Source organism: Bacillus sp. FSL M8-0266 (assembly GCF_038613425.1).
Classification (GTDB): domain Bacteria; phylum Bacillota; class Bacilli; order Bacillales; family Bacillaceae; genus Bacillus; species Bacillus pumilus.
Genome location: NZ_CP152015.1, coordinates 2,207,418 through 2,231,814 on the forward strand (window position 1 = coordinate 2,207,418; position 24,397 = coordinate 2,231,814).

The 24,397-nt window shown below is 41.5% G+C and carries 23 protein-coding genes; 10 read left to right on the forward strand and 13 right to left on the reverse strand.

Annotated elements, in window-relative coordinates; all coding sequences use genetic code 11:
* Positions 1-213: 213 nt before the first annotated feature.
* Complete coding sequence (locus MKY83_RS11185) at positions 214-921, forward strand: expansin EXLX1 family cellulose-binding protein (protein WP_106067113.1); 708 nt, start codon at positions 214-216, stop codon at positions 919-921.
* Between the two features lie 17 nt (positions 922-938).
* On the opposite strand, the gene MKY83_RS11190 is transcribed toward MKY83_RS11185, so the two are convergent.
* On the reverse strand, positions 939-1,913 hold the full coding sequence (locus MKY83_RS11190; protein ID WP_065098345.1) for a bifunctional GNAT family N-acetyltransferase/GrpB family protein: 975 nt from the start codon (positions 1,911-1,913) through the stop codon (positions 939-941).
* Positions 1,910-2,389 (reverse strand): GNAT family N-acetyltransferase, encoded by a 480-nt coding sequence (locus MKY83_RS11195; protein WP_034661184.1) that lies wholly within the window; start codon positions 2,387-2,389, stop codon positions 1,910-1,912. The genes MKY83_RS11190 and MKY83_RS11195 overlap by 4 nt, the downstream gene beginning before the upstream one ends.
* Before the next feature lie 276 nt (positions 2,390-2,665).
* Here MKY83_RS11195 and MKY83_RS11200 point away from each other — a divergent pair, with 276 nt between their 5' ends.
* From MKY83_RS11200 to MKY83_RS11215, 4 genes are all read left to right on the forward strand, one after another.
* On the forward strand, positions 2,666-3,115 hold the full coding sequence (locus MKY83_RS11200; protein WP_065098346.1) for a YfmQ family protein: 450 nt from the start codon (positions 2,666-2,668) through the stop codon (positions 3,113-3,115).
* 149 nt (positions 3,116-3,264) lie between these two features.
* The gene (locus MKY83_RS11205) at positions 3,265-4,497 is read left to right on the forward strand and encodes a DNA polymerase IV (protein ID WP_106067114.1); all 1,233 of its coding nucleotides are present in this window, start codon (positions 3,265-3,267) and stop codon (positions 4,495-4,497) included.
* 15 nt (positions 4,498-4,512) lie between these two features.
* Positions 4,513-4,857, forward strand: a complete 345-nt coding sequence (locus tag MKY83_RS11210; RefSeq protein WP_044141048.1) for a YolD-like family protein — start codon at positions 4,513-4,515, stop codon at positions 4,855-4,857.
* Between the two features lie 188 nt (positions 4,858-5,045).
* Entirely contained in the window at positions 5,046-6,281 is a 1,236-nt protein-coding gene (locus tag MKY83_RS11215) for an MFS transporter (RefSeq protein ID WP_106067116.1), read from the forward strand.
* 31 nt (positions 6,282-6,312) lie between these two features.
* Here MKY83_RS11215 and coaA read toward each other — a convergent pair whose 3' ends face one another.
* Positions 6,313-7,272 (reverse strand): type I pantothenate kinase, encoded by a 960-nt coding sequence (coaA, locus tag MKY83_RS11220; protein ID WP_044141046.1) that lies wholly within the window; start codon positions 7,270-7,272, stop codon positions 6,313-6,315.
* A gap of 187 nt (positions 7,273-7,459) precedes the next feature.
* Here coaA and MKY83_RS11225 point away from each other — a divergent pair, with 187 nt between their 5' ends.
* On the forward strand, positions 7,460-8,788 hold the full coding sequence (locus tag MKY83_RS11225; RefSeq protein ID WP_106067117.1) for a CoA-disulfide reductase: 1,329 nt from the start codon (positions 7,460-7,462) through the stop codon (positions 8,786-8,788).
* Between the two features lie 66 nt (positions 8,789-8,854).
* Here the strand turns inward: MKY83_RS11225 and MKY83_RS11230 are convergent, their stop codons facing one another.
* Positions 8,855-9,631, reverse strand: a complete 777-nt coding sequence (locus tag MKY83_RS11230; protein ID WP_106065543.1) for an SDR family oxidoreductase — start codon at positions 9,629-9,631, stop codon at positions 8,855-8,857.
* 12 nt (positions 9,632-9,643) lie between these two features.
* Complete coding sequence (locus tag MKY83_RS11235; RefSeq protein ID WP_106067118.1) at positions 9,644-10,594, reverse strand: MBL fold metallo-hydrolase; 951 nt, start codon at positions 10,592-10,594, stop codon at positions 9,644-9,646.
* Positions 10,595-11,017: 423 nt separating this feature from the next.
* On the opposite strand from MKY83_RS11235, the gene proC reads away from it, so the two are divergent.
* Positions 11,018-11,845, forward strand: coding sequence for a pyrroline-5-carboxylate reductase (gene proC, locus MKY83_RS11240; RefSeq protein WP_106067119.1), 828 nt, complete (start codon positions 11,018-11,020; stop codon positions 11,843-11,845).
* Positions 11,846-12,097: 252 nt separating this feature from the next.
* On the opposite strand, the gene MKY83_RS11245 is transcribed toward proC, so the two are convergent.
* From MKY83_RS11245 to MKY83_RS11265, 5 genes are all read right to left on the reverse strand, one after another.
* Positions 12,098-12,232: a hypothetical protein gene (locus MKY83_RS11245; RefSeq protein WP_258395125.1), complete on the reverse strand. Its 135-nt coding sequence runs from the start codon at positions 12,230-12,232 to the stop codon at positions 12,098-12,100.
* Between the two features lie 14 nt (positions 12,233-12,246).
* Entirely contained in the window at positions 12,247-12,735 is a 489-nt protein-coding gene (locus MKY83_RS11250; protein WP_065098353.1) for a DinB family protein, read from the reverse strand.
* Between the two features lie 19 nt (positions 12,736-12,754).
* A complete protein-coding gene (locus MKY83_RS11255) occupies positions 12,755-14,011 on the reverse strand; it encodes an MFS transporter (protein WP_044141039.1) in 1,257 nt (418 codons plus the stop codon).
* Positions 14,011-15,360 carry a radical SAM protein gene (locus tag MKY83_RS11260; RefSeq protein WP_044141038.1) on the reverse strand — a complete coding sequence of 450 codons (1,350 nt, stop codon included), beginning with the start codon at positions 15,358-15,360 and terminating at the stop codon, positions 14,011-14,013. Before MKY83_RS11260 ends, MKY83_RS11255 begins: the two co-directional genes overlap by 1 nt.
* Positions 15,361-15,730: 370 nt before the next feature.
* Entirely contained in the window at positions 15,731-17,344 is a 1,614-nt protein-coding gene (locus MKY83_RS11265) for a M20/M25/M40 family metallo-hydrolase (RefSeq protein WP_113767399.1), read from the reverse strand.
* Positions 17,345-17,485: 141 nt separating this feature from the next.
* On the opposite strand from MKY83_RS11265, the gene namA reads away from it, so the two are divergent.
* Together namA and MKY83_RS11275 are read left to right on the forward strand one after the other, a co-directional pair.
* Positions 17,486-18,502, forward strand: a complete 1,017-nt coding sequence (namA, locus tag MKY83_RS11270; protein ID WP_106067121.1) for an NADPH dehydrogenase NamA — start codon at positions 17,486-17,488, stop codon at positions 18,500-18,502.
* A gap of 119 nt (positions 18,503-18,621) precedes the next feature.
* On the forward strand, positions 18,622-19,386 hold the full coding sequence (locus tag MKY83_RS11275) for an alpha/beta hydrolase (protein WP_065098356.1): 765 nt from the start codon (positions 18,622-18,624) through the stop codon (positions 19,384-19,386).
* A 44-nt stretch (positions 19,387-19,430) separates the two neighbouring features.
* Here the strand turns inward: MKY83_RS11275 and MKY83_RS11280 are convergent, their stop codons facing one another.
* Both MKY83_RS11280 and rnz read right to left on the reverse strand, forming a co-directional pair.
* Positions 19,431-20,738 carry an aminotransferase class I/II-fold pyridoxal phosphate-dependent enzyme gene (locus tag MKY83_RS11280; protein WP_003215770.1) on the reverse strand — a complete coding sequence of 436 codons (1,308 nt, stop codon included), beginning with the start codon at positions 20,736-20,738 and terminating at the stop codon, positions 19,431-19,433.
* A gap of 139 nt (positions 20,739-20,877) precedes the next feature.
* Positions 20,878-21,807: a ribonuclease Z gene (rnz, locus tag MKY83_RS11285; RefSeq protein ID WP_342487366.1), complete on the reverse strand. Its 930-nt coding sequence runs from the start codon at positions 21,805-21,807 to the stop codon at positions 20,878-20,880.
* 220 nt (positions 21,808-22,027) lie between these two features.
* Here rnz and zwf point away from each other — a divergent pair, with 220 nt between their 5' ends.
* Complete coding sequence (zwf, locus tag MKY83_RS11290; protein ID WP_106067122.1) at positions 22,028-23,503, forward strand: glucose-6-phosphate dehydrogenase; 1,476 nt, start codon at positions 22,028-22,030, stop codon at positions 23,501-23,503.
* A gap of 46 nt (positions 23,504-23,549) precedes the next feature.
* Here the strand turns inward: zwf and MKY83_RS11295 are convergent, their stop codons facing one another.
* Entirely contained in the window at positions 23,550-24,272 is a 723-nt protein-coding gene (locus tag MKY83_RS11295; RefSeq protein ID WP_106067144.1) for a GntR family transcriptional regulator, read from the reverse strand.
* Positions 24,273-24,397 lie beyond the last annotated feature (125 nt).

Below are 24,397 nucleotides of genomic sequence, written 5' to 3' on the forward strand. Positions count from 1 at the left end.
GCGAACATCCTTTTTAAATTGATGCTTACATTGTAACACATAAAACACCATAAAACATGACACACGACTAAATCCGAAAGTCATATTCTTTGAAATACACGCTCTTCTCACTATGATTATATCTATCTATTGGCTCTTTTTGCTTCTTGTTTTTTAGAATTATACTTATGACGCTACCAATTTTAAAAAAGAATAAACAGGAGGTTTTAGATCGTGAAAAAAAGATTATCTCTCTGCTTCATCGGGGCACTGATATTTATGTTGAGTTTCGCTGTGCCAAACATGAAAGCGGCATCTGTCCTCGATGAAGTACGAGAAAGCTATGCGACTTATACGGGATCTGGTTACTCAGGGGGCGCCGCATTATTAGATCCTATTCCATCTGACATGAAAATTACGGCTTTAAATCCCCATGACTATAACTATAAAGGGATAAATGCGGCACTTGCAGGGGCTTACCTTGAAGTAAAGGGTCCAAAAGGAAAAACCGTTGTGTATGTAACCGATAAATATCCAGAAGGAGCGAAAGGAGCTCTTGATCTTTCTCATAATGCCTTTGCCAAAATCGGCAATATGGCAGATGGGAAAATCCCAATTAGTTGGAAAATTGTAAAAGCACCGATTAGCGGAAATGTAGTTTACAGAATAAAAGAAGGTAGCAGTAAGTGGTGGGCTGCGATTCAAGTGCGCAATCATAAATATCCGATTATGAAAATGGAATATTACAAAGATGGACAATGGGTGAACATGGAAAAGACAGACTACAACCATTTCCTTGGATTTAATATGGGGTCTAAATCTCTTCCTGTTCGAATCACAGATATCCGCGGGGTCATCGTAAAGGATAAATTACCCGCTCTTCCATCTACTGCTGCTTCACAGGCCTATACTGTAAAGGGCAATGTTCAGCTTCCTAATTAACGAGGAAAAGAGGTAGCTTATTTAAGAGCTTCCTCTCCTCCTTCTCTATCCCAGCGATATGCCTCATTTTCTATTACTTTTATGATTTCATTCTTTCCTGCCATATAGCTTTGTATATCTTCCCGATACTGATTTGCTAATTGTTCCTTGACAGACGCATACGCTACAGCTCGTTCTGGATGGGCCCTTAAGTAATCTCGAAACAATAAATGCCTTTTCACATCAGGATGATTTCTCTCATAAATATGGACATGATGCGTACGATTCAAGCCACCCTTTTGAAAAAAACGTCTCCCTTTTATGCCATTTTCACCGAGCGCTTGATATCCAAGATGTTCAAAGCTCTCTCTTTTTCTATCGATCTCTTTTAGATGACTTACTTCTATTAAGATATCAATAATGGGTTTGGCAACAAGTCCTTCAACTGACGTACTACCAATATGATGTCCTTCTATCCAGCTCTTTTGAATGATTTGCTTGAGTCGCTGCTTTTCTTGATGGAATTCTTCATGCCATTCTTTTTTGAATTCGACAACCTCAACCTTTCGCCTCGGTGTCCATTTCATTTTTGATAAGGTGAGCTCTTTTGCAACATGAATTACATTTGTTTCAAGAAATCCTAATTTTTCGTATAGCCTTTTTGCAGGGGTGTTTTTTTGCCCTGTGGTCAGTTCTATAGGGACATTTTTCTCCATAATTGTAGACATAAGTCTTGTTCCAATACCCTGCTTTAGCGCTTTGGGATGCACAGCCAATCGACTAATGATCAAATAATCTTTCTGCTCTTCATAAGAGGCAACACCTAGTAAGATTCCCTTTTGCTCAAAACCAATAAATTGCTCTTTTGCTTTCATTACATCTTGAATGGTCTCTTTTAATGGCGGAAGATCGGCATAGCCAATTTGTTCAGCTTCTTGTTGGTATGCAGCTAGTTGAATATGTAAGATCTGCTTTGCTACATCTCCTATTGTTTGATCTAAATTGACAATCATTGCATTGCCTCTAATTTTTTCACAAATAAAACACGATCTTCATTTATTCCATCATAGTCTGAAAACACGGAGATTCCTTCTACAGTTTTATCCCCTTTTTCAATTTGAAAGCCCAATTTTGCATGATAGGCAATTGATACTTTATTTACAGGTGCTGTTACCGCTTTAATGGTTGTTCTTCCTTCCTGTTTTGCCACATCATAAAAGGCTTGATATAGGATTTTTCCTATCTTTAATTTCCGATGGTCTGGATGTACACCTACAAAATGAATGTAGGCTTCATCTGAATGAGATTGTGATAGAAAACCGACTAAAAAGCCAATCAGTTCACCTTTTTCAACGACGACAAAACTTGTTTGCTGAAAATGTTCAAAAAATAGCTTCGGCAATTTTGCGCGCAAATCTCTACCTCCCCACCAGCTTTGGATGACGGATGTGACGGCGTAAAAATCTGACGGCTTCACTTGACGTATCATGATGACCTCGCCCCTTTTCATTTTTAACTTACCGCTCTCTTTTTTCACAAAAAACTGTTGTTTCAATAGTCTACCTGTCCGATTTATTGTTTGTAAAGATCACGTGTCAGCCTTTTTCCTTTCAGCTTTGTTGATTTCGTTCTTTCGCCGTCATCTCCTTTTAAATCTTCACACTTATTTCAAAAAGTTCACTTTTTGTGCGAAAGTTTCATTCTTTTGGTATGTTAAGATGGTTCATATAGGAAATGTAACAAATGTTTATTGGAGATGATGATATTGGTTTGGATTGTTACTTCACTTGTTGTGTTTAGTCTTTTAAAGCTTCTTGTCACTTCGCTGCCTTCTGGTGTTGTGGAACGCCTTTTTAGTCGTTATGCAGTGCATGCAAAAGTAACAAGTGATCATACAACGATCATGTTTGAAGATCGTCCGCTCGATGATCAGCAAGCATCTGAAATTATTCAACATTTTAATGATGCGATCTTTATTGAACGCTATTATATTTATCCTGGTGATGAAGAGCGCTTTCTTCGTCCGCAGGAAGGGCCTGCGCCGCTTACTATGCAAACAAAGCTTGGCAAGCATGATGTGACCCTTTATCTGTATCATTACGATGACCACGTGGATGTGGTGCGGCAATTTACTCATAAGCCGAAGAAAAAACTGACGGCCTATCGTTTGCGTTCTGAGCCGCTCCAAACATCTTACAATTTAGCACATGCTTAAAATATGTTGTATCAAATGAGACGAAGTGGAAGACACTTCGTCTTTTTTGTATGGTTTTACACTCTTTTCTTTGAATGATTTACCAGTATCAATTTCGCCTCCTGACGGTTACAATAAGAACGGAACATACGTTCTAAGAGGTGAAAATAATGAATGAACGAGCCATTCTGCTTGTGGATATGCAATCGTTTTATGCGTCAGTCGAAAAAGTGGAGGCTCCCCACTTGAAGAATGTGCCGCTCATCGTCTCTGGAGATCCTGAGCGGCGGAGCGGGGTCGTACTTGCCGCTTGCCCGCTTGCTAAAAAACGGGGCGTACAAAATGCATCAAGATTATGGGAAGCACAGGAGAAATGCCCCGAAGCTGTCGTCGTACGCCCCCGTATGCAGCGTTATCTTGATATCTCTGTCATGATCACAGAGCTGCTTGAACAATACACAGATCTTGTCGAACCATATTCAATTGATGAACAATTTCTCGATATTACAGGCAGCCTGACACTACTCGGTTCTCCCCGTGAGATCGCTCAAAATATACAAACAACCATTATGAACCAGACGGGTATTTACGCACGTGTTGGCATCGGTCCTAATAAAGTGCTCGCCAAAATGGCCTGTGACCATTTTGCTAAAAAAAACACATCTGGCATCTATGAACTTCGCGCAGACAGTGTTGCGGCTGATTTATGGCCGCTTCCGATTGGAAAATTATTTGGCGTTGGTAAACGAATGGAGCACCATTTAAAACGAATGGGTATCAGTACCATTGGGACGCTTGCTACTTATCCGTTAGATCGGCTTAAAAAACGCTGGGGAATCAACGGAGAGCTTTTGCAGCGAACAGCATTAGGACTTGATCCCTCTCCGGTCACCGTTCACACACATAATGAACAAAAAGCGGTGGGACATCATATGACTCTCCCCCATGATTATGCGTCTTTTGAGGATATCAAAGTCGCTCTTCTTGAATTGAGCGAAGAAGTGGCAAGACGTGCACGCTTTAAGCATTATCTTGGTCAAACAGTGTCTGTTGGCGTGAGAGGCGCTGATTTTTCTCACCCGACCGGATTTCATAGACAAATCAAGCTTCATTCACCTACACAGTACGGGACAGATATTGCAGAGGCAGCCATTCAGCTATGTCAGCAGCACTGGGATGGTCAGCCCATTCGCAGTGTCGGTATTACCCTCTCTCAGCTGCAGTCTGACAGCCAGTATCAGCTGACTTTATTTGATCATCATGTTCAAAAAGACAAACTCAGCAAAGTATTTGATGCGATTCACATGAAGTATGGACCTGCTGCCCTGCTGCACGCTTCGTCACTGACAAGCGCGGGGCAGGCGTATCACCGCGCCGAAAAAATTGGCGGACATTACAAATAACGGAGGCGAACAGCCATGAATCCCAATAAATTAACACCTGGATACAACCTCATGTGGGAATCAAGCCGAATGATGCTTCCAGAGCACCGGGAGCAGCTGCTTGCTCAAAAACGGCAGAAAAAAAAATACACCCCTCCCCCGCTGAGCACCGATCAGCTGGAGGAAATGAATTTTTTGATCACACAGTCGATTACCGAGGATCAAGCGATTTGCGTGACATATGCCGAAGCAGGTAGAAAAGAGCAGTTTTGGGGCTGGGTCAAAGCCATTCATTATGAAACGCAGCGCATAAAAATCGTCAATGATGAAGATGTTCTCAACCTGTCCTTGCAGCAAATCGTCGCGATCGACCTTGATTAAATGGGGTCAAATGACCACACGAATCAGTGGCATAAAAGCACCGGCAGAAAAAAGCATGCGTCTCCAAATACGAGCCAATCATGCTTCTCTGCCATACGGCGGATGTCCCCTCCATCAAATTGTGTATTTAATTTGCACAATTTTTCATGTATGATTGGAACATCTTACAAACTCAGGGGAGAAACAGCATGAAAAATAACTTACGTACATTACATCCGCTTAGTTGGACGATCATCATCGGCACCATATTTGGCCGAATGGCGACGTCCATGAGCATTCCTTTTTTGGCCGTTTATTTAACACAAGTCAAAGGCGCCTCAGCTTCTTCTGCTGGATTAATCATTGCCGTTAGCTCTCTGATTGGAATCGTTGCGAGTTTTTACGGTGGATATATTTCTGATCGTATCGGAAGAAAAAAGGTCATGCTTCTATCCATCTTCGGTTGGACACTTGTCTTTGTTGGCTTTGCATTTGCAGATGCCATTTGGGTCTTCTTTATCATGAACGCTTTAAACGGACTGTGCCGGGCACTGTTTGAACCAACATCTAAGGCGCTCTTATCTGATGTCACCCCATCAAGTATTCGGTTGTTTGTGTTTAATTTACGCTATACAGCCATTAACATAGGGGTCATCTTCGGTCCTCTGCTTGGCTTATATCTCGGGTCATCGAAAACAACCTTCCCATTTCTTGTCGCTGCCTTCATTTATTTGTTATACGGATTAACGCTGGCTTGGCAATTTCAGAAACATCCAGTTGCTGCTCCAGAAAGCACGAAACAAATTGGGGTCAAAAAAGCCCTTTCCATTATCCAAAAAGATACAGTCTTTAGCATTATCCTCATCGGCGTTACCTTATGTTCGTTCGGGTATTCGCATTTGAGCTCAACGCTGCCTCAATATTTATCCGCTTCGCCTATGATTGAAGATGGTCCGAAACTGTTTGGATATCTTTTATCTTTAAATGCAGTTGTTGTCATTGTCGTACAATATCCGCTCATCATGATCGCCAAGCGCTACTCCACCATTTTGTCGCTCACCACTGGGAATATTCTTCTTGCCGGCAGTTTGTTTGCCATTGCTTTTTCACAGAGTCTAGGCATGCTTGCTTTCATCATTGTCGTGTTTACAATTGGAGAGGTTCTGCTGTTTGCGATGATGGATCTTTTTGTAGACAATGTGGCAAAGCCCGAAGTAAAGGGATCGTACTTTGGCGCGATCGGATTTTCTCAGCTCGGCAGTGTCGTCGGACCCTTTGTCGGTGGCGTGTGTATTGACTATTTTGGCGCAGCCCACCCCCTTTCTATTTTTTCAGTGCTGTCTATCGTCACGATTGCAGGTGTACCGTTCTTACTCATTGGATACTACCGCCTGAAAAAGCGATCGGCGGCTGCCGTGGCTGTTAAAGTAAGTGGAGATCATTAAAAAAACCGCTCTTGATTTGAGCGGTTTCTCTTTATACTCGGCGGATAGCAATCTCTTCCACCTTATGCTGATCACCTTTTTTCAAAATGAGATCAGCTCGATATTTTGTCGGTAAAATATTTTGATATAAATTTGGGCGATTGACGGTATTCCAAATTGTGCTTGCCATGTAATCTGCCTCTTCATCCGTCAAATCTTTGTATTGATGAAAGAAGGATTCAGGATCTTGAAAAGCTGTTTCCCTCAGCAAACGGAACCGTTCTTTATACCATGATTGAATTTGCGTTTCAGCAGCATCTACATAAATTGAAAAATCAAAGAAATCTGATACAAACACACGCGGTTCATCCTTCAGATCATCCAGCGCTGGGGATTGCAGCACATTGATTCCTTCAATAATAACAATATCGGCATCCTCCACCGTTTCATACACCCCTTCAAGCCGGTCATAGGTCAGATGCGAATATACCGGGGCATGCACAGTTTGTTTACCTGATTTTAATTCATTTAAAAAAGACAACAAGGCTTTGACATCATAGCTTTCTGGGAATCCTTTCTTTTCCATGAGTCCTCGATCCTTTAATTCTTTTTGAGGATACAAAAAGCCATCCGTTGTCACAAGACTCACTTTCAGCCCATCTCCAAGCCTCGATAAAAGCGTTTCGATGATACGGGCCGTTGTGCTTTTCCCGACAGCCACACTTCCAGCAATCCCAATTAGAAAAGGAATTTTCGCATGATGCGGGTAGTTTAAAAAGGCATTCACATGCTGATTTTTTTGTTTTTCTGCAAAGACATGCAATGTCAGAAAACGAATAAGTGGTATGTAAATATCTTGAACTTCTTCAAGAGATAAATAGTCATTTAATCCTTGAAGTGCTCTTGCTTCCTCTTCTGAAACAGATACCGGCATATATTCTCCAAGAGCAGACCAAGCCTCTCTTGTATGACGTGTATATAAAGTATTAAAATCTAGTCGAGTGTCACTCAAAGTCTTTCCCACCAATCTTCACTAAACTCGTAACCAAAAAGACGATAATCCGATTGTAGCTTAAAATGAAGGCGCTGTCTTTATTTTTCCACTAAAGTTTGCTTCTTTTGCGAAAAAAAGCATTAAAAAAAGGAAAATGAGGGTAAATAAGAGTATTCAGTTCGATAGATAGAAGGGAGCACACCAAATGAAATATGTGATAATTGGCGGAGATGCAGCAGGAATGAGCTGTGCTATGCAAATATATCGAGAGGACCCGGATGCACATATTGTCGCTTTTGAAAAAGGAGAGATTTTCTCATATGGACAGTGCGGCCTCCCCTACTTGATCGGCGGTCTCATTGATCACCACAGCAAGCTGATTGCACGCAGCGCTGAAACGTTTCGCGACAAATATGGAATTGATGCTAGATGCTTACACGAAGTGACCTCCATTGACCCAAAGCAAAAAACGGTGTCAGGGTCTCATACAAAAACAAAAGAACCCTTTACCGAAAGCTATGACCGCCTCTTAATTGCGACAGGAGCAAGTCCCGTCACACTGAATTTAAACAATCAGCCGCTAGAAGGCGTACACATATTAAAAACTATTCCGCATGCGCTGTCCATTTCAAACCATTTAAAACAAGATATCACACATGTCACGATCATTGGCGGTGGATATATCGGCTTAGAGATGGCTGAAAATTTAAAAGCGCTGGGAAAAAAGGTACATATCATTCAGCGGGGTTCAACACTTGGTCCGGGCTTTGACACCGATATGGCAAAGCACCTGAAAGAAGAGGCGGATGCCCAAGGCATTCAGGTGACACTCGGGGAAACCGTGCAAACATTAGAGGGAGAGTCACATGTCACAGCTGTTCAAACAGACAAACAAACCATAAAAACAGATATGGTCATCATGGCCATCGGCGTCACCCCGCAAACCTCTTTTTTAGACAAAACAGGAATCAAGCGACTTCCAAATGGCGCCATTGTTGTAAATGAATACATGCAAACCAATGTAAAAGACATCTATGCTGCCGGGGATTGCGCAGCCACTTATCACCGCATCAAACAATCTCTCGATTATATTCCGCTCGGCACAACGGCGAATAAACAAGGAAGAATCGCTGGTTTTCATATGACGGGAACAAACCGGGCGTTTCAAGGCGTGACTGGAACAGCAGTGATGAAATTTATGAGCGTGACAGCGGGACGAACGGGCTTATCAGAAAAGGAGGCACAAGCAGCTGACATTCCTTTTTCCACCATCACCATTGACAGTACGGATCACGCTGGATATTATCCAGATGCGCAGAAAATGAAAGTCAAACTGATTTACAGAAGTGATGACTACACCTTGCTCGGTGCCCAAATCATCGGAAGAAACGGTGTAGATAAACGGATCGATGTGATGGCAACTGCTCTTTACCAACAGCTAACCATAACAGATCTTGAAGATTTAGATATTAGCTATGCACCGCCTTTTAACAGTGTGTGGGACCCGCTTCAGCAAGCAGCAAGGCGGAGATAAAAAGACGGTCACAATGGCAGCTTACTTCAAAAAAAAGAAACCAGTTCACAACCGGTTTCTTTTTTGTTATTTTTTCATCATCGCTTTGCGTGCTACTTTTTCAAATAAAAATGGGAATAATTGATACAATTTACTGCCAGCGTTCATCCATCCAGGCAGATTAATCTCTCTTTTTTTCGTCATCATAGCGGATACGACCTTCCCAGCCACCTTGTCCGCACTAAGCATCATGAATTCCACATTCTTCACATATTCACCGCTGCGATCGGCGATGGAAAAGAAGTCAGTGGCAATCGGGCCTGGATTCACTGTGGTGACGTGAATGCCGATGTCTGACAGCTCCATTCTGAGGCTGTTTGAAAAGCCAAGGACGGCATGCTTGGATGCGGAATAAATGGCTGATTTCGGGGTGGCTATCTTTCCTGCCTGAGAGGCAATATTGATAATATGTCCATGTCCTCTTTGTTTCATCTCTGGAATGACCTTTTTCGTGCAAGCGATTAAACCAAACACGTTTACTTCAAACATCGACACCATTTCTTCAATGGACGCATCTTCAACGAGATCGAACGCACCAAAACCGGCATTGTTAACCAAAATATCAACAGCCCCCACTTCTTCATATGCGCGATCAATGTCCTCAAGGTGACTGACATCTAGCTCCACGATGTGACACACTCCGCCAGCACTCATAATCTTTTCTTTTACACCCGTCAGCTTTTCAATTCGTCTTGCTGAAATAATGATCTCTGCGCCTTCTTCTGCTGCCAAATACGCCATTTTTTCACCAATGCCACCAGATGCGCCTGTAATCCATATTCTCTTTCCTGTTAATCGCCCCATACGTTTCACTCCTTAGTTTGCCCTGTAATAGAGAATTCCATCTTTTTGCACTTCTTCAATTTGTCCAGCCTCTAAGAGGACATCCAGCTGCCCAACTGTCTCTGACATCGTTAAAAATAAGGCCTCTTCGTACAGCACTGGAAATAGCTTGCGGCAAAGATGAAAGGCAGTCATTTCTTTTCGTTTGAGCAGCTGATACATCGTATTTGCCCGTTTTTCTTGTTTCTTAAATCTTTCTTCGATCAATTCATGATGAGACGTGATGAGCTGCCCGTGTCCTGGATAAATCGTCTTGATCGGCAGATGAAGTAATCGATTGAGGGATGCTTTATATTGAAGCAGCGATTTTTGTCGTTCCTCCCCTTCATACGGCGCTTCCATTAACGGGTTTGAGGAAATGGTTGTCAAAAGCAGATCTCCACCAATGAAATGGCCCGTTGTTTCATCTAGAAAGGAAAGATGAGACTGTGCATGTCCCGGTGTTTCCATCACAAAGAACTGTTCATGCCCTTTCAATCGATCGCCTTCTTTGATGACGTCATCTACATGTGCAGTACAAGAATATGTATAAGATTGCTTCACGATTCTTTCACACTCATCAGGGCGAAGCGGCACACCTAACTGCTCAAAAAATCGTTCCGTAAAAGCAATTTGACGCTCTTTAAACACAGGGTCCTGGCTAATATACGGCTCATTTAACTTATGTCCGATCACACGGACATGAGGTTTCATCAGATTTAAAAGACCGACATGATCTGCATGATGATGGGTCAACACCACTTGATCAATATCGTCAATTGATAAACGATGCTCTTGTAATTGCGTGACAAAGGCGTGCTCCGCCTCTTCTGTCATCGGCCCGCAGTCCACTAAGGTCACAGCTTCTCCTTTTAAAATATATGCATGTACATCCCCCACAGCGAATGGTGTCGGGATGGATAATTGAATGATGTCTTCTTTCACTTTTTTATGTCATCTCCTGCTTTTTGACTCATGGTTCATTGTCACTCCGTCTTCTTTATTCATTGTATCCTGCAAAGGACAGACTGTCATGCGGTTTAGGAGGTCAATTTTTTTATCTGTCCCTATTGACACAAACTTGTCCATCGTTGCATAATGAACAACAAATATAAGATGCGCGGGTGACAAGGATTAGTAAGCAAAATAATGATGCAAGAGAGTGAGGTCCGCCGGCTGTAAGACCTCACCATCCTCTTATTTGCTGAACCTGCCCTTTGAGCTGTTAGGCAAACCTAAACGTTTCCCGCGTTAAGGGACTAGAGCTGAGTATGCATATTTGCATGCTAATTGAGGGTGGTACCGCGAAAAACCTTTCGTCCTTTTCAGACGAGAGGTTTTTTTATTTTCTACAAGGAGGAGCAGCTTATGAGTAAAATTGGATTTATTGGTGCAGGCTCAATGGCAGAGTCGATGATGAAAGGTTTATTAAAAAGCGGCATCATGTCAAATGAAGATATTATTGTCACAAACAAAACGAATGAAAAACGGTTAGAAGAATTAAAGGTGCGTTATGGGGTCAAAACGGATTTCTCTCGTTCTTTTATTTATGAAGAAGCGGATATTCTCGTATTTGCTTTAAAACCGAAAGATGCGGAAAGCGGGATATCTGAAGTGCGGCCTCATTTACAAGGGCAGCTGATCATTTCGATTTTAGCGGGCATCTCCATTGAAACGATTCAACACTATGCTGGCGAGAAGACTGCGGTGATTCGTGCGATGCCAAATACATCAGCGGCCATTCAGCAATCAGCAACAGGCATTTCCGTCAGTCAAGAAGTGACAGAGGATCAAAAGAAAAAAGCAATCGAGCTTTTTGAAACGATCGGTCATGTGACGGTATTAGATGAATCACAGCTAAATGCTGTTACGGCTATTGCAGGAAGCGGCCCAGCCTTTATTTATCATTTGATTGAAGGAATGGAGCGAGGCGCTTCGGAACTTGGGATGGACCAAGCAACAGCGAAGCTGCTCATCTGCCAAATGATTGCGGGCGCCGCAAACATGCTTCAAAGCAGCGGTAAAGAACCTGCTGAACTGCGCAAAGAAATCACAAGTGAAGGCGGAACGACAGAAGCCGGCCTGAACACACTTGCTGCCTATCAATTTGAAGAAGCCGTTGTCGATTGTGTCAAAACCGCAACAAAACGCGCAGCAGAATTAAACGAAATGTTTTCAGCAAGCACGTATAAATGATAGAGAAAAGCACCTGTTTTGATGACAGGTGCTTTAGATTGTTGACAAAGGGCTAAAATGATGTTTATTTTAGCTCTTTGTCTTCTTTTCAGCGTGATAGAAAACCTTTGAAGTCTAGGAAGGGCAGCTACTTTTGCGGAGCGAATTGAACATTCGTGAGCACCAGCGCGCAGACCTGACAACGAATGCGAGGGTTTGTCTACACGCTGAAGCACCTGTTTTGAAGACAGGTGCTTTTTTACATATACACATCTATTTTTTCTCACTAGCAACTTGATGTAAACTGCCTGTTTCACACTTCGGTTCTTTTTTAGAAATGGCTTGTTCTAATAAAGAATTACGTGCCTGATAAAAATTCACATCGATTAACAATTCTTGATGCTTCACTATTTAGCACCTCCTCATGCAGATGATTCACTCATTGACATGATGGCTTTGATTTGATCAAGATGATGTTGTTCATGTAAGGCGATCGTTTCAGCTAATATTTGCACTGTCATCACCCCTTCTTCAGGATGCAGACCTGATTGCTCCCATGTATCCTTTTCTAATAGATGAAGTGTCTTGCTTCTTCTCTCTTTCAATCGTTTAATCAGTGCTTTGATCTCCTGTACGTTAAATCTTTCGTAAGCTCTTTCCTTCACATACATTTCAGGATCATACGATTGAAAAGGCGTATGGTCATTTGATATTGCCTGCTCTATCCGCTCTGACCAGACTTCTTCTGTATCATACAAATGGCCTGCAATTTGCTTGATAGACCACTTGCCCTCTCCCAAAGATTGATCTAGTGTGTGCTCATCACATGTCTCCACTAGCTTTTCTAGTTCACGGATACTTTCCTGAAGCGATGTAGTAATTTCTGTTTTTGTTAATTTTCCAGTTTCCATTAAGTAATCAATGTCTCCTTTACAGTGAATGTATTTCTACTTTGGATTTATCTTGATGCTTCCCTTTAAGTAATAGTAAGCTATTCACTAAGCCTGCTACTATCACAAGTCCTGCCATCCCTATAGCAATGACATGTATAGGAATCAAATCTCCGATAAATGCCATGATGATAAACCCACTAATATAAAATATACGTGATAATGCAAGACCTACCGAAAAAACTCGGGCTCTTAAATGGCTGCTTGCATAGGTCATGATATTTGTTGAGTACAAAACTTCGACTGGGCTATATAACAGATTAGCTAATAAAACAACAACCAAAAATCCAATAAAAGACGTTTGTTGATAAGAAAGTGCATGTAATACTCCCAGCAAAATAATCGCTAACGTGGACCACTTTTTATAAAACTGAAAGGAGAATTTCACTTTTTTAAAGTATGCTGCAAGTGTAATCCCACCAATAATTTGCCCGAGCCCACTAATTGTATGACCAAGCCCTAAGCCAAAATTCCCTTCTCTTGCTACTTCTAAAATGTACAAGCTAAATAGAACATACACGATACTTAAAGCAAATTCTCTTGACATCAATATCCATATCGCACTTTGAATTTTGGGTGATCCTTTAATTTCTTTGATCCCCTCTTTAAAGCTTTGAACATATGACACATACTCTTTTTTTTCAGATGCCTCTTTCGCTTTAATAGGAATTAACAGCATGGCTGATAATAAAAATGTCATCGCATCTACTAAATAAATTGTAGAAATGGACCATATTTCTGTCACCAACCCGCCTAACCCTGTCGCAATGAGCATCGATGCGCTAAAAGATGTGGCGAGTAAACTATTTCCCTTAGAAAGCTGCTCTTTGTCTATGATTTCAGGTATCATAGATGAACGAGCAGGCAGATATATACCAGAGAAAGCACCATTTAACGCTAATAATAAATAAAGGATAAACGGTGTAACATCCATTGTGACAACAAAAACAAACCCTAGTCCAATGATAAAACGTGCCACATCAGCGAAGATGACTACTTTCTTATAAGAAAACTTATCTATAATTGGGCTCAAAAGCATAGATGTTAAGATAAGGGGAAGCATAGAACAGATAAATAGAATGCTTAGATGGGTGGCTTTTCCAGTGAGTTCATAAATTAAACCAATTGTCGCTATCGTTCTAAACCAATCTCCAAAAGCAGATAAGTTTTGCCCAATAAAGAAACAGACAAAGTTTTGATCTTTAAAAAGAGATGTCGTTTCTTTTTTTAAAACCATTAGATGAGCACCTCGGTTGACTCATACCAGCCTAACTCTTTTTGCATAAATCCTACGGCTTGATCATAATTTTCTCTTTCTTTTTCTGGTATAAGATCTACTAAAATCGCAGGATACCAAGGCTTTGCTTCTTCCTTTATCACAAAATATTGCTCCGCTTCTTCAACGACTCCCTTCATCATAAGTAATTGTAGTTTACGATAGATTTCCTCACGTTTTGGCATTTGATTGATGTGTGCTTTCTCTATTTTCATAGTTTTAGGGAAGAAGACGAGCCTTCTATCAAAAGCATGATATTCTCTAGATTTAACGATAGGCAATTCTTGATTCGTCAGGCTTTCAATATATTTTTGCGTATTTCCTTCATTTGACCATATCATGCCTTGCATATAGGAAATCGCTCCTGTTCCTAGGCCAATATATTGATCTTCGTAACCTCCGTAAATCACTTCGCCATATTGAAAACGTTTATTCTGATGCTCTGGAGCCATAAACGTATACACATAATTCTGATGCCAGCCATTCGTTTTTAAATGACGGTATAATGTATCACTAAACTCAAACTTTTCTTTAGGATTTGGCGGCATAGGCACCTTGCCTTTATTAATTTTTGATAACCATCCCTTTGAACAAGCAATATATTCTAGTGGATACGTATCAATACTTGTGCTTCTTAATGCCATCACTCCATTGATGTCTGCTATCATCTCTTCTTTCGTTTGACCGGGCAACTGATAAAGTAAATCAATATTATAAGATTGGAAATGACGCTTCATTAAGTCAACAGTCTGAGAGATTTGATCAAAACTAGCCGTTAAATTGAACATTTTTCGATAATGTTCATTTAATGTTTGGACACCAAAGCTTCCTCGATTGGCTCCACCTTCAGCCATGGCAGCCACTCTTTCTGGTGTAGCTGTTTTTGCTTCACATTCAAAGGTCCATTCATAATCAGAAGATAGTGTGAAATTTTCTTTTATGGCGGTCGAAAGTCGATAGATTAGTTCTGGGGGCATAATGGAAGGCGTTCCTCCTCCAACGAACACCACATCAAATGTCATTTTTTGAATACGAGGGGACTGGGATAAAATACGAATCTCACTGATTAAAGCATCTATATACTTTCCGATAATGGGCTCATATTTGGTGGATTTGATAAAAGGACAAAACGAACAAATCGTATCGCAGAAAGGGATATGTAAATATAAAGCATTTTTCCCTTTTTGAAATGTTCGTTCTTTTTGAATGAATTCTGTCACACGAGATTGTGCTCCTTCTTGGCTAGCTTGGCCAAAAAACGGATAAAGAAAATTCCATAAAGGCGGATGCTCTTCATAATAACTTTTCATATTTGACATTCCTCTCATCCAACTTTCGTCTATTTTTAACCCACATACAAATAAATTCACAGAGAAGCTGATTAAATTGCTTCTCTGCGATACACTCTTTCGACAAGTATTGATTCAATTCATTAGATTGCAATCCACTCGTTACGCTTCATCTTAATCACCTCCTTATAATTAGGATAATTGTAATTAAATTACACAATTGATTATAATAGACTTTTCTGAATATTTCAATCATTTTCACTATTTTTTGTAAGGACTATTGTTTTAGATAGCAATTTACATATATAACTTTTGGCAGAACGAAGCAAATATAACACGCACATTCACAATCAAAAGCCCTATCATCACGATAGGGCTCTTCATCATATACTTACTTTTTCTCTAACAAAGCATGAATCGCTGATTCTAGTAATTCTGGCAAAATGCCGAATGAGAACGGGATGTGCAGGCGCTCTGTCCATTTGTGTGGGTCCTTTCCTAATGGACCCACGTTGATGACTGGAACGTAAAGTGCTTCCTTTTCTCCTTCTGGTAAAGAATAGCCTTTCTGGTAAAGCGGCATATTGGTCGTGTAATGACCTACGTCCTGTTTTTCGAGCTGTAAGTAACTTAAATCAGACAATCCCGGAAAATATTTCACTTCTTCTATTTCAAGTCCATAACTCTTCTTTGCTTCTATTTGAATCCTCTTTAAAGTTGCTTGGATATGCGGATCTTCCGTTGAGGAAACGGCTGGATAAAATGGCGGACTATAAAATAGAACAATGAGCGGCCCTTCTTCCTTGCAAAGCGTCGTCAGCTCAGAGACGATTTTGGTTGAAAAATCACGATCTCCAAGCTCACCTCGATTGGCGAACGCATAGTTCACAATACGTTCAACCTCCTGTTTACCTGAGCGTTCAGCAGCTTTTTGATACAGCTCATGATACGTGAGAACGGTAATCCTCGTATCAATTGGTGTAAAAGGTTTAAAGCGCTGAAATTCTGCTGTTTTTTGTTTAAGATCAGCTTCGATTTGGTCTGCTGCTTGTTTCGCCGTGTCATAAAGAAGCCCGTGCAGTTCTTCACTTGAACGATTCATCATCAGCACATTAAATAAAGAAACAGCTGTGTGAGGTGTTTGAACGGAATAGGCTTCTTTTAAATCCTTTTGCATTAAGTTGGTTGGGGGCGGCGTGACTTCACCATCTACTTCCTCACAATAATCACTATTCAGCTCTAACAGCCGATTTAATTCAGATACCATGAAATTCGCATTTAAGCCTGAGAACGGCTCTCCTACATGTGTTTCAATTCCTTTGCAGAAAAATCCAGCCAGCACCTTTCCTATACTGCCTGTATACATATAATAATGTTCATCACCTGGATACTTTTCAAACATAGGCTCACTGTTTAAGCACGCGGTATAGTCAAGGTCATGCTTTTCCTTAAGCTCCTTTAGTTTTGGAACAGCTTCAAGCATTCCTTGAGAATTCACTTCTTCATCCGGGACTGTGATGAGTAGGACATTTCCATCAAATGTCTCTGCCATCGCTCTTTCAAGCATAGACAGCTGTACAGTAAGACCTGCCTTCATATCCATGGCACCTCTTCCGAATAACCAGTCACCTGAAGCTAGATCTTCTCTTGCTCTTTTTGGGAGAAGCACACTTTTTTGAGAAAATGATGCCATTAACTCTTCAGGCTTGCATGCCATGTTTTGAAATTCACCGTAATCTTCTGTATCGACGACATCGAAATGACTAAGCAGCAAAACGGTACGAGAAAGCGAACTGCGCTTTACAAGCGCCGTTAAATAATACCGGCCATCTTTCATCGGATGCAAAGCCAAATCATCAGGGTTCTGCTTGTAATAAGGCCGCTCCCTCAGTAAATAATATAAATATTCAGCTAACGCCACTTCTCCAGTTGTACCCGATATGCTTTCATACTGCATAAGAGCAGTGAGCAGTTCCTTTCGTTCACTCTCTGTTTGCCATTTCATTCGTTCTCCCCCTTTGCTTTCTCTATTTTCTCCATTATACAAAAACGTGTATAAAAGCTATATTCTTTGAGCACCTTTTATGACGAAAGTTTGAATGGCTGTTATAATCGGCTATACAATTCTATGAGGAGGCGAAGGTATTTGGAAACAAAACTCTTTTCACCATGGACATTAAAAGGTGTTACGCTGAAAAACCGCATCGTGATGTCCCCGATGTGTATGTATTCATCCTATGATCGTGATGGGAAATTACAGCCTTTCCACTTTACACATTATATTTCCCGTGCACAAGGTCAAGCTGGCCTGATCATGGTGGAGGCAAGTGCCGTTTCCCCTGAGGGAAGAATTAGTGATCAAGATCTCGGGATTTGGAGTGATGAGCACATTGAAGGCTTCGCTTCATTAAACGAACAAATCAAAGCATACGGAACCAAGACAGCCATCCAGCTGGCTCATGCAGGACGTAAAGCTGAACTAGATGGTGACATCCTGGCACCATCTAGCATTCCATTTGACGAACAGTCTAAAATCCCTGCCCAAATGTCCGTCGATCAAATCAAAGATACCGTTCAGGCGTTTCAGGATGCAGCTGTCCGGGCAAAAAAGGCCGGCTTTGACATTATTGAAATTCATGGGGCGCATGGCTATTTGATCAATGAATTTCTTTCACCGCTGGCGAACCACCGAACAGACGACTATGGCGGTTCACCAGAGAACCGTTATCGTTTCTTAAGAGAAGTCGTCGATGCAGTCAATGAAGTATGGGAAGGACCATTATTTGTCCGTGTGTCTGCCTCTGACTACACGACAAAAGGACTTGATATTGCCGATTACATTGGCATTGCTACATGGCTGAAGGAACAAGGTGTCGACTTAATCGATGTCAGCTCAGGCGCTGTCATACAGGCGAAAATCAGCACATTCCCTGGCTACCAAGTGACCTTCGCAGAAAAAATCAAAGAAGGTGCCGGTATTCAAACAGGTGCTGTCGGTCTGATCACATCTGGTGTACAGGCAGAGGAGATTTTACGAAATCAGCGTGCAGACTTAATTTTTATAGGCAGAGAATTTTTACGGGATCCATACTTTCCAAAAACAGCTGCTGAAGAGCTTCGTACATCCATCGAAGGCCCGCGTCAATATGACCGCGCTTGGTAAAAATGCATAGGAAAAAGGTGTCTATTTTTTGAAATAGGCATCTTTTTTGTTTTTAAGAGAAACATATCTGCCTTTTGTGCCGTCTTTTAGCTAAAGAACCACTTAGAGGAGATGGAAGAATGAACTCGGCAATGATTGAAAGAATGTATCATATAGATGGACATCATTTTTATACAAAACATCGTCAAGGCAAAAGGCAAGCCACCATTATCTTTGAAGCAGGCTACGGCATTTCGGGTGATACGTGGTCGAATATGGCCCGTGATATTGATCCTGAGCTTGGGGTTTTCTTATATGATCGATTAGGAAACGGAAAAAGCAGTGACAGCAGTGAAGGAAGAACATTGCATGATCTTGCAGATGATTTAGATGCGCTGCTAGAAGAAGCCAATATTCAGCCGCCCTTTCTCATTGTGGCTCACTCATTTGGCTCTCTTGTCAGCCGGTTATGGGCAAGCCGCAGAGGAGATGACGTCATTGGCATGGTGCTGTTAGACCCGGCAAGTGAGGAGCAAGAACAGGTCATCCTCCCGCTTTTATCAAAAGAAGAACGCACCTCATATATGGCGCAATTTACAGCAGAATGTACGCATGAGGACTTTCAGCAAATGCTAAGCACAATAAAAGAGGAACAAACCCATTATGGGATGATGCCGCTGCTTGTCATTTCATCAGGTAAGAGCCGATTGTTTCATCCAGCACACGAGGCATGGCTCAGACTTCATAAACGGATGCTGTCTTTGTCATCTCAAAGTGGATGGATTCAAGCGCAGAACAGCTCGCACTATATTCATCATGATGAACCGCATATTGTACAGCTTGCGATCTATGATGTATGGTGCGCAGCGAAACAACCTGTTTCCTATTATCAAACAGCCAATTAAAAACAAAAACTCCTTGACTAGTGACGCGTCAAGGAGTTTTTTCTTTATGCCGTTGGAGCGGACTGACTTTTTTTAGACAGCAGCTTTTCAATGCTGACAAGCTGAACACATAATGTAAAGATGTCAATCGCTTGCTCTAGTTCTTCAAGTGATGGGAACGTTGGCGCAATGCGAATGTTACGATCAAGCGGGTCTTTTCCATAAGGATAAGTCGCGCCTGCACCTGTCATGGTCACACCAGCTTCTTTTGCCTTTTGCACAACAGCTTTTGCACAATGATCAAGCGTATTTAAACTAATAAAATATCCGCCATTTGGCTTGTGCCATTCTGCAATGTCTTTCCCGCCAAGTGTTTCATCAAGAATGGAAAGAACGAGGTCAAACTTTGGCTTAATGATCGCAGCATGTTTTCTCATATGTTCCTTCAAGCCCTCTGGATTCTTGAAGAAACGAAGGTGTCTTAATTGATTGATTTTGTCTGGTCCAATCGTTTGAATCGATAATTGTTTTTGAGTAAAGCTCACATTATCCGGGCTAGATGCCATGAGTGCAATACCTGAGCCTGGGAATGTAATTTTAGAAGTAGACGCAAACATAAACACACGATTTGGGTGCCCTGCTTCCTCTACTGCTTGAAAAATATCTTTTAACGTATCAGGCGTATCAGTTAGGTGATGGACTGCGTATGCATCATCCCAAAAAATGCGGAAGTCGTCTGCTTTTGTTTTCATCGAAGCAAGGCGGTCAACCACCTCATCTGAATACGTAATGCCATCTGGGTTGCTATATTTTGGTACACACCAAATGCCTTTAATCGCTTCATCTTCTGCGACCAATTTTTCGACCTGATCCATATCAGGTCCATCAGCCTTCATATCTACCGTGATCATCTCTATGTTAAATAGCTCACAAATGGAAAAGTGACGGTCATATCCCGGGCTTGGTGCAAGGAATTTTACCTTTGGCAGCTTTCCCCAAGGTGTTTTGCTGTCATATACGCCGTGGGTCATGGCACGGGCAATGGTATCGTGCATCATATTAAGACTGGAATTACCGCCGATGATGATTTGTTCTGGTTTCAGATTGAGCACATCTGCAAAAAATGTCTTCGTTTCAGGAAGCCCTGTCAAACCGCCATAGTTACGCACATCTGTGCCATCTTCAGCCGTCATCGCATCCTTTGATGTCACAACATCGAGCATACCCATAGACAAATCGAGCTGTTTTGGTGAAGGTTTTCCTCTAGACATGTCTAAGTGTAAGTTTTTACTTTTATAAGCTTCGTACTCATTTTGTAGTGCTGCATATAGGTCATTTAATTCTGCTTCACTTAACGCTGTAAAACCGCTCATCTTTGATTGTGCCTCCCGTATTCTTCATAGTTTCATTCGTCATTTGTTTTTTCTTCACCATTTTACCACTACCTGAAAAAGAGAGTCATTATAAATATCAAAAAAATCACACAACTTTTTTTGACGATTCATCCAATTTTTACAGGGTGCGGTCAATGGAAAAAGAAGAGAAATCCTGTGCAGCTTCTGTCAGCGGGAATATATCGCGGGCTTCTTTCAATAGTTGTTTCAGTGCCTCTTCTCCTTGGTAACGTGCACTAATATGGGTCAAAATTAATCTTTTTGCGCCTGCTTCCTGCGCTGTTTTCGCTGCTTGCTCTGTCGTGCTGTGATAATAATTGTAGGCTAGATCAGCATCTTCTTTACCGAATGTTGCTTCATGGACTAACACATCCGCATCCTTGGCAAGCCTTGTTATATTCTCGCATAAACGGGTATCTCCTGAAAATGCAACGATCCTCCCTTTTTTAGGGGGTTCCAAATAATCGGTTCCATCAATGATTCTTCCATCTTCGAGTGTCACGGTTTCCCCATTTTTCAACTTCTGATACAAAGGTCCAGGTTTTACACCGATTTCTTTTAGGTCTTCGGCTTTTAATGCACCTGGTACATCTGTTTCCACTACCCGATAGCCGTAAGCTGGAATACCGTGAGATACTCGTCTTGCTTCTACTTGAAAGGTATCATCTTCAAATACGATCCCTTCATCTATCTCTATGATATGCAGCGGATATGTCAAATGCGTTTGTGTAGCTGAAAGTGCTGCGTTCACAAACGCTTTGATGCCCTTAGGTCCATAGATCGTTAGTTCATCCTCTCCGCCTTGGAAGGATCTGCTGCCAAGCAGTCCTGGGAGACCGTATACATGATCACCATGCATATGAGTGATAAATATTTTCTCAATTTTTCTCGGTTTAATCGTTGTATGTAATATTTGATGCTGCGTCGCTTCTCCACAATCAAAAAGCCACACTGCTTTTCTTTCTTCTAAAAGCTTTAGCGCAGTGCAAGTGACGTTTCTAGTTTTTGCAGGAATGCCTGCACCAGTTCCTAAAAAGAGCAGTTCCATTACTTTTCCTCCTAAAGCCGGTATACAATATCTTCATTCATATAGAATACATGAAGAGAAGGTAAATGTGAATTCACCGGAATTTTCGAAAAAAGTCAAACGAGAGCAGAAAAAGTCGAATCAAATGTTTGCTTTACGAACAATGAACCTTTAAAATAAAGAAAATGTACATACATTCTGGTTTTTACAACAATGCTACGAATAAAGTGAGGTACTTTTCGTGAATACAGAAACTAACAATCCAAAAGCAGTCATTGTCATTTTTGGCGCAACAGGAGATCTTGCCAAACGCAAGCTCTACCCTTCTATACATAGACTTTATCATAGCGGAAAACTTGGTGATCAATTCGCCGTCGTGGGTGTTGGACGCCGTCCGTGGTCTCATGAGGATCTAAGAGCTGTGGTGAAAGAATCTGTTTCTTCTAATGATGCAGAAGCGAAAATAGAGGAATTCAGTTCACATTTTTATTATCACGACTTTGACGTATCAAGCCCTGCTTCCTATCAATCGCTTAACACACTTCTAGCAGGCCTTGAAGATACGTACAGTATCCCAAACAACCGGATGTTCTATTTAGCGATGGCACCGGAATTCTTCGGAACGATTGCAAAGTTCCTAAAAAGTGAAGGTGTATCAAAAACAACTGGCTGGTCAAGACTTGTCATCGAAAAACCATTTGGCCATGACTTGCCAAGTGCGAAAAAGTTAAATGAAGAAATTCGAGATGCATTCTCTGAAGATCAAATTTATCGTATTGACCACTATCTCGGTAAACAAATGGTTCAAAACATTGAGGTCATCCGTTTTGCAAATGCCATCTTTGAACCACTTTGGACAAACCGATATATCTCAAACATTCAAATTACATCTAGTGAATCATTAGGGGTTGAAGACCGGGCCCGTTATTACGAAAGTTCAGGTGCACTAAGAGACATGGTCCAAAACCATATGCTTCAAATGGTTGCACTTTTAGCAATGGAGCCGCCAATTAAACTGAATACCGAGGAAATCCGCAGCGAAAAACGGAAAGCATTACGCGCTCTTCGTCCTTTCTCTAAAGATGAGGTCGATCAATTCTTTGTCCGCGGACAGTATGATGCTGGTACGGTTGATGGCGGCATGGTTCCTTCGTATCTTGAAGAGCAAAATGTAGACCCGAACTCAAACACGGAAACATTCGTTGCAGGGAAGCTGCTCATTGATAACTTTAGATGGGCCGGCGTGCCATTTTACATTCGTACTGGAAAACGTTTAGAAAAGAAATCTACTCAGATCGTTGTTCAATTTAAAGACATTCCAATGAACCTGTACTATGGTAACGGAAATTCCATGCATCCAAACTTACTCGTCATCCACATTCAGCCAGATGAAGGTATTACCCTTCACCTGAACGCTCGTAAGCTTGATGGCGGTACATTTGCAAAACCGATTAAGCTCGACTACCAAACAAACTATAACGACATCATGAATACACCAGAAGCCTATGAAAAACTGATTCATGACTGCTTGCTAGGCGATGCTACGAACTTTGCTCACTGGGATGAAGTGGCGCTTTCTTGGAACTTTGTGGATCCGATTTCTGAGAAATGGGCAGAAAACAAAACATTAAAACCAAATTATCCTGCTGGTTCTATGGGACCGAAAGAAGCCGATGAGCTTCTAGAAAAAGACGGGTATCATTGGTGGAATATATAAAATGATATAAAAAAGAGCAGTCTCCCTTGGGGGTTCTGCTCTTTTTTTAACGTCCTGTTTTTGTAATTTCAACCGTTGAAAAGTCGAACTTATCATAGCGGTGATGACTAAAGGAGTACTCAAACGGCCGGCCTGTGTTTAAATAAGCAACCTGCTCGACTTCTAGCACAGGATCCGTTGGGTCACAGCCTAAATATTGCTGGTCCAGCTCGTCTGATTTAGCTGCTCTAATTTTCTTATGCGCTCCTGCCACTTTTAATTTCAAATCATTTGATATGTAGCCATAGATTGATCCCAATAGAACCTCTTCATCTATTCCCTTAATGAGATTGACGGGCATAAACGTTTTTTCTAATACATATGGCTCCTCGTCCACAAGACGAAGACGGATGATGTCATAAATGGGTGTGGTGGAGTCTATGGATAGGTGGGCTGCCACCTCTTTGCTTGGAAAATGGACATCAAAGTGAATGATTTGAGTCGTGACGTTTTTATCCGCCATGACTTTTGTGAACCCTTTATTTTCATGTCCTGACACATTGATTGCCCCTTGATTGAGCGCTGCCTTCACAATAAATGTACCGTGTCCTCTTTTTCTAAAGAGCAGACCTTCTGCTACGAGAAGATCGAGCGCACGCTTCATCGTCATTCGGCTGCATTGAAATTCAGCGGCAAGCGAGTTTTCATCTGGAATGGGTTGATCTTCTGGATAATATGCTGTTCCTATTCGTTTTCTGATTTCTTCTGAAATGAGTTCGTACTTTTTCATCTCACACCACCAACTGACTTGTTTTTTCATAGCTTCCTCTCATTCTACACTAAGCCTAGTGAGCTTAAAAGGTACGAGCCATTTTTGTTTCATCCACTTACCCTCACATAAGAAAAATACTTGCC

What these genes read in the sequence shown, in the direction of transcription:
- MKY83_RS11225 (WP_106067117.1), top strand. Translation starts at nt 7,460, where the DNA reads ATGAAATATGTGATAATTGGCGGAGATGCAGCAGGAATGAGCTGTGCT.
- MKY83_RS11280 (WP_003215770.1), bottom strand. Translation starts at nt 20,738, where the DNA reads ATGAGCGGTTTTACAGCGTTAAGTGAAGCAGAATTAAATGACCTATAT.
- MKY83_RS11190 (WP_065098345.1), bottom strand. Translation starts at nt 1,913, where the DNA reads ATGATTGTCAATTTAGATCAAACAATAGGAGATGTAGCAAAGCAGATC.
- MKY83_RS11230 (WP_106065543.1), bottom strand. Translation starts at nt 9,631, where the DNA reads ATGGGGCGATTAACAGGAAAGAGAATATGGATTACAGGCGCATCTGGT.
- MKY83_RS11260 (WP_044141038.1), bottom strand. Translation starts at nt 15,360, where the DNA reads ATGAAAAGTTATTATGAAGAGCATCCGCCTTTATGGAATTTTCTTTAT.
- MKY83_RS11265 (WP_113767399.1), bottom strand. Translation starts at nt 17,344, where the DNA reads ATGAAATGGCAAACAGAGAGTGAACGAAAGGAACTGCTCACTGCTCTT.
- MKY83_RS11210 (WP_044141048.1), top strand. Translation starts at nt 4,513, where the DNA reads ATGAATCCCAATAAATTAACACCTGGATACAACCTCATGTGGGAATCA.
- MKY83_RS11275 (WP_065098356.1), top strand. Translation starts at nt 18,622, where the DNA reads ATGAACTCGGCAATGATTGAAAGAATGTATCATATAGATGGACATCAT.
- MKY83_RS11250 (WP_065098353.1), bottom strand. Translation starts at nt 12,735, where the DNA reads ATGGAAACTGGAAAATTAACAAAAACAGAAATTACTACATCGCTTCAG.
- proC (WP_106067119.1), top strand. Translation starts at nt 11,018, where the DNA reads ATGAGTAAAATTGGATTTATTGGTGCAGGCTCAATGGCAGAGTCGATG.
- MKY83_RS11255 (WP_044141039.1), bottom strand. Translation starts at nt 14,011, where the DNA reads ATGGTTTTAAAAAAAGAAACGACATCTCTTTTTAAAGATCAAAACTTT.
- MKY83_RS11295 (WP_106067144.1), bottom strand. Translation starts at nt 24,272, where the DNA reads ATGAAAAAGTACGAACTCATTTCAGAAGAAATCAGAAAACGAATAGGA.
- MKY83_RS11215 (WP_106067116.1), top strand. Translation starts at nt 5,046, where the DNA reads ATGAAAAATAACTTACGTACATTACATCCGCTTAGTTGGACGATCATC.
- rnz (WP_342487366.1), bottom strand. Translation starts at nt 21,807, where the DNA reads ATGGAACTGCTCTTTTTAGGAACTGGTGCAGGCATTCCTGCAAAAACT.
- MKY83_RS11195 (WP_034661184.1), bottom strand. Translation starts at nt 2,389, where the DNA reads ATGATACGTCAAGTGAAGCCGTCAGATTTTTACGCCGTCACATCCGTC.
- MKY83_RS11205 (WP_106067114.1), top strand. Translation starts at nt 3,265, where the DNA reads ATGAATGAACGAGCCATTCTGCTTGTGGATATGCAATCGTTTTATGCG.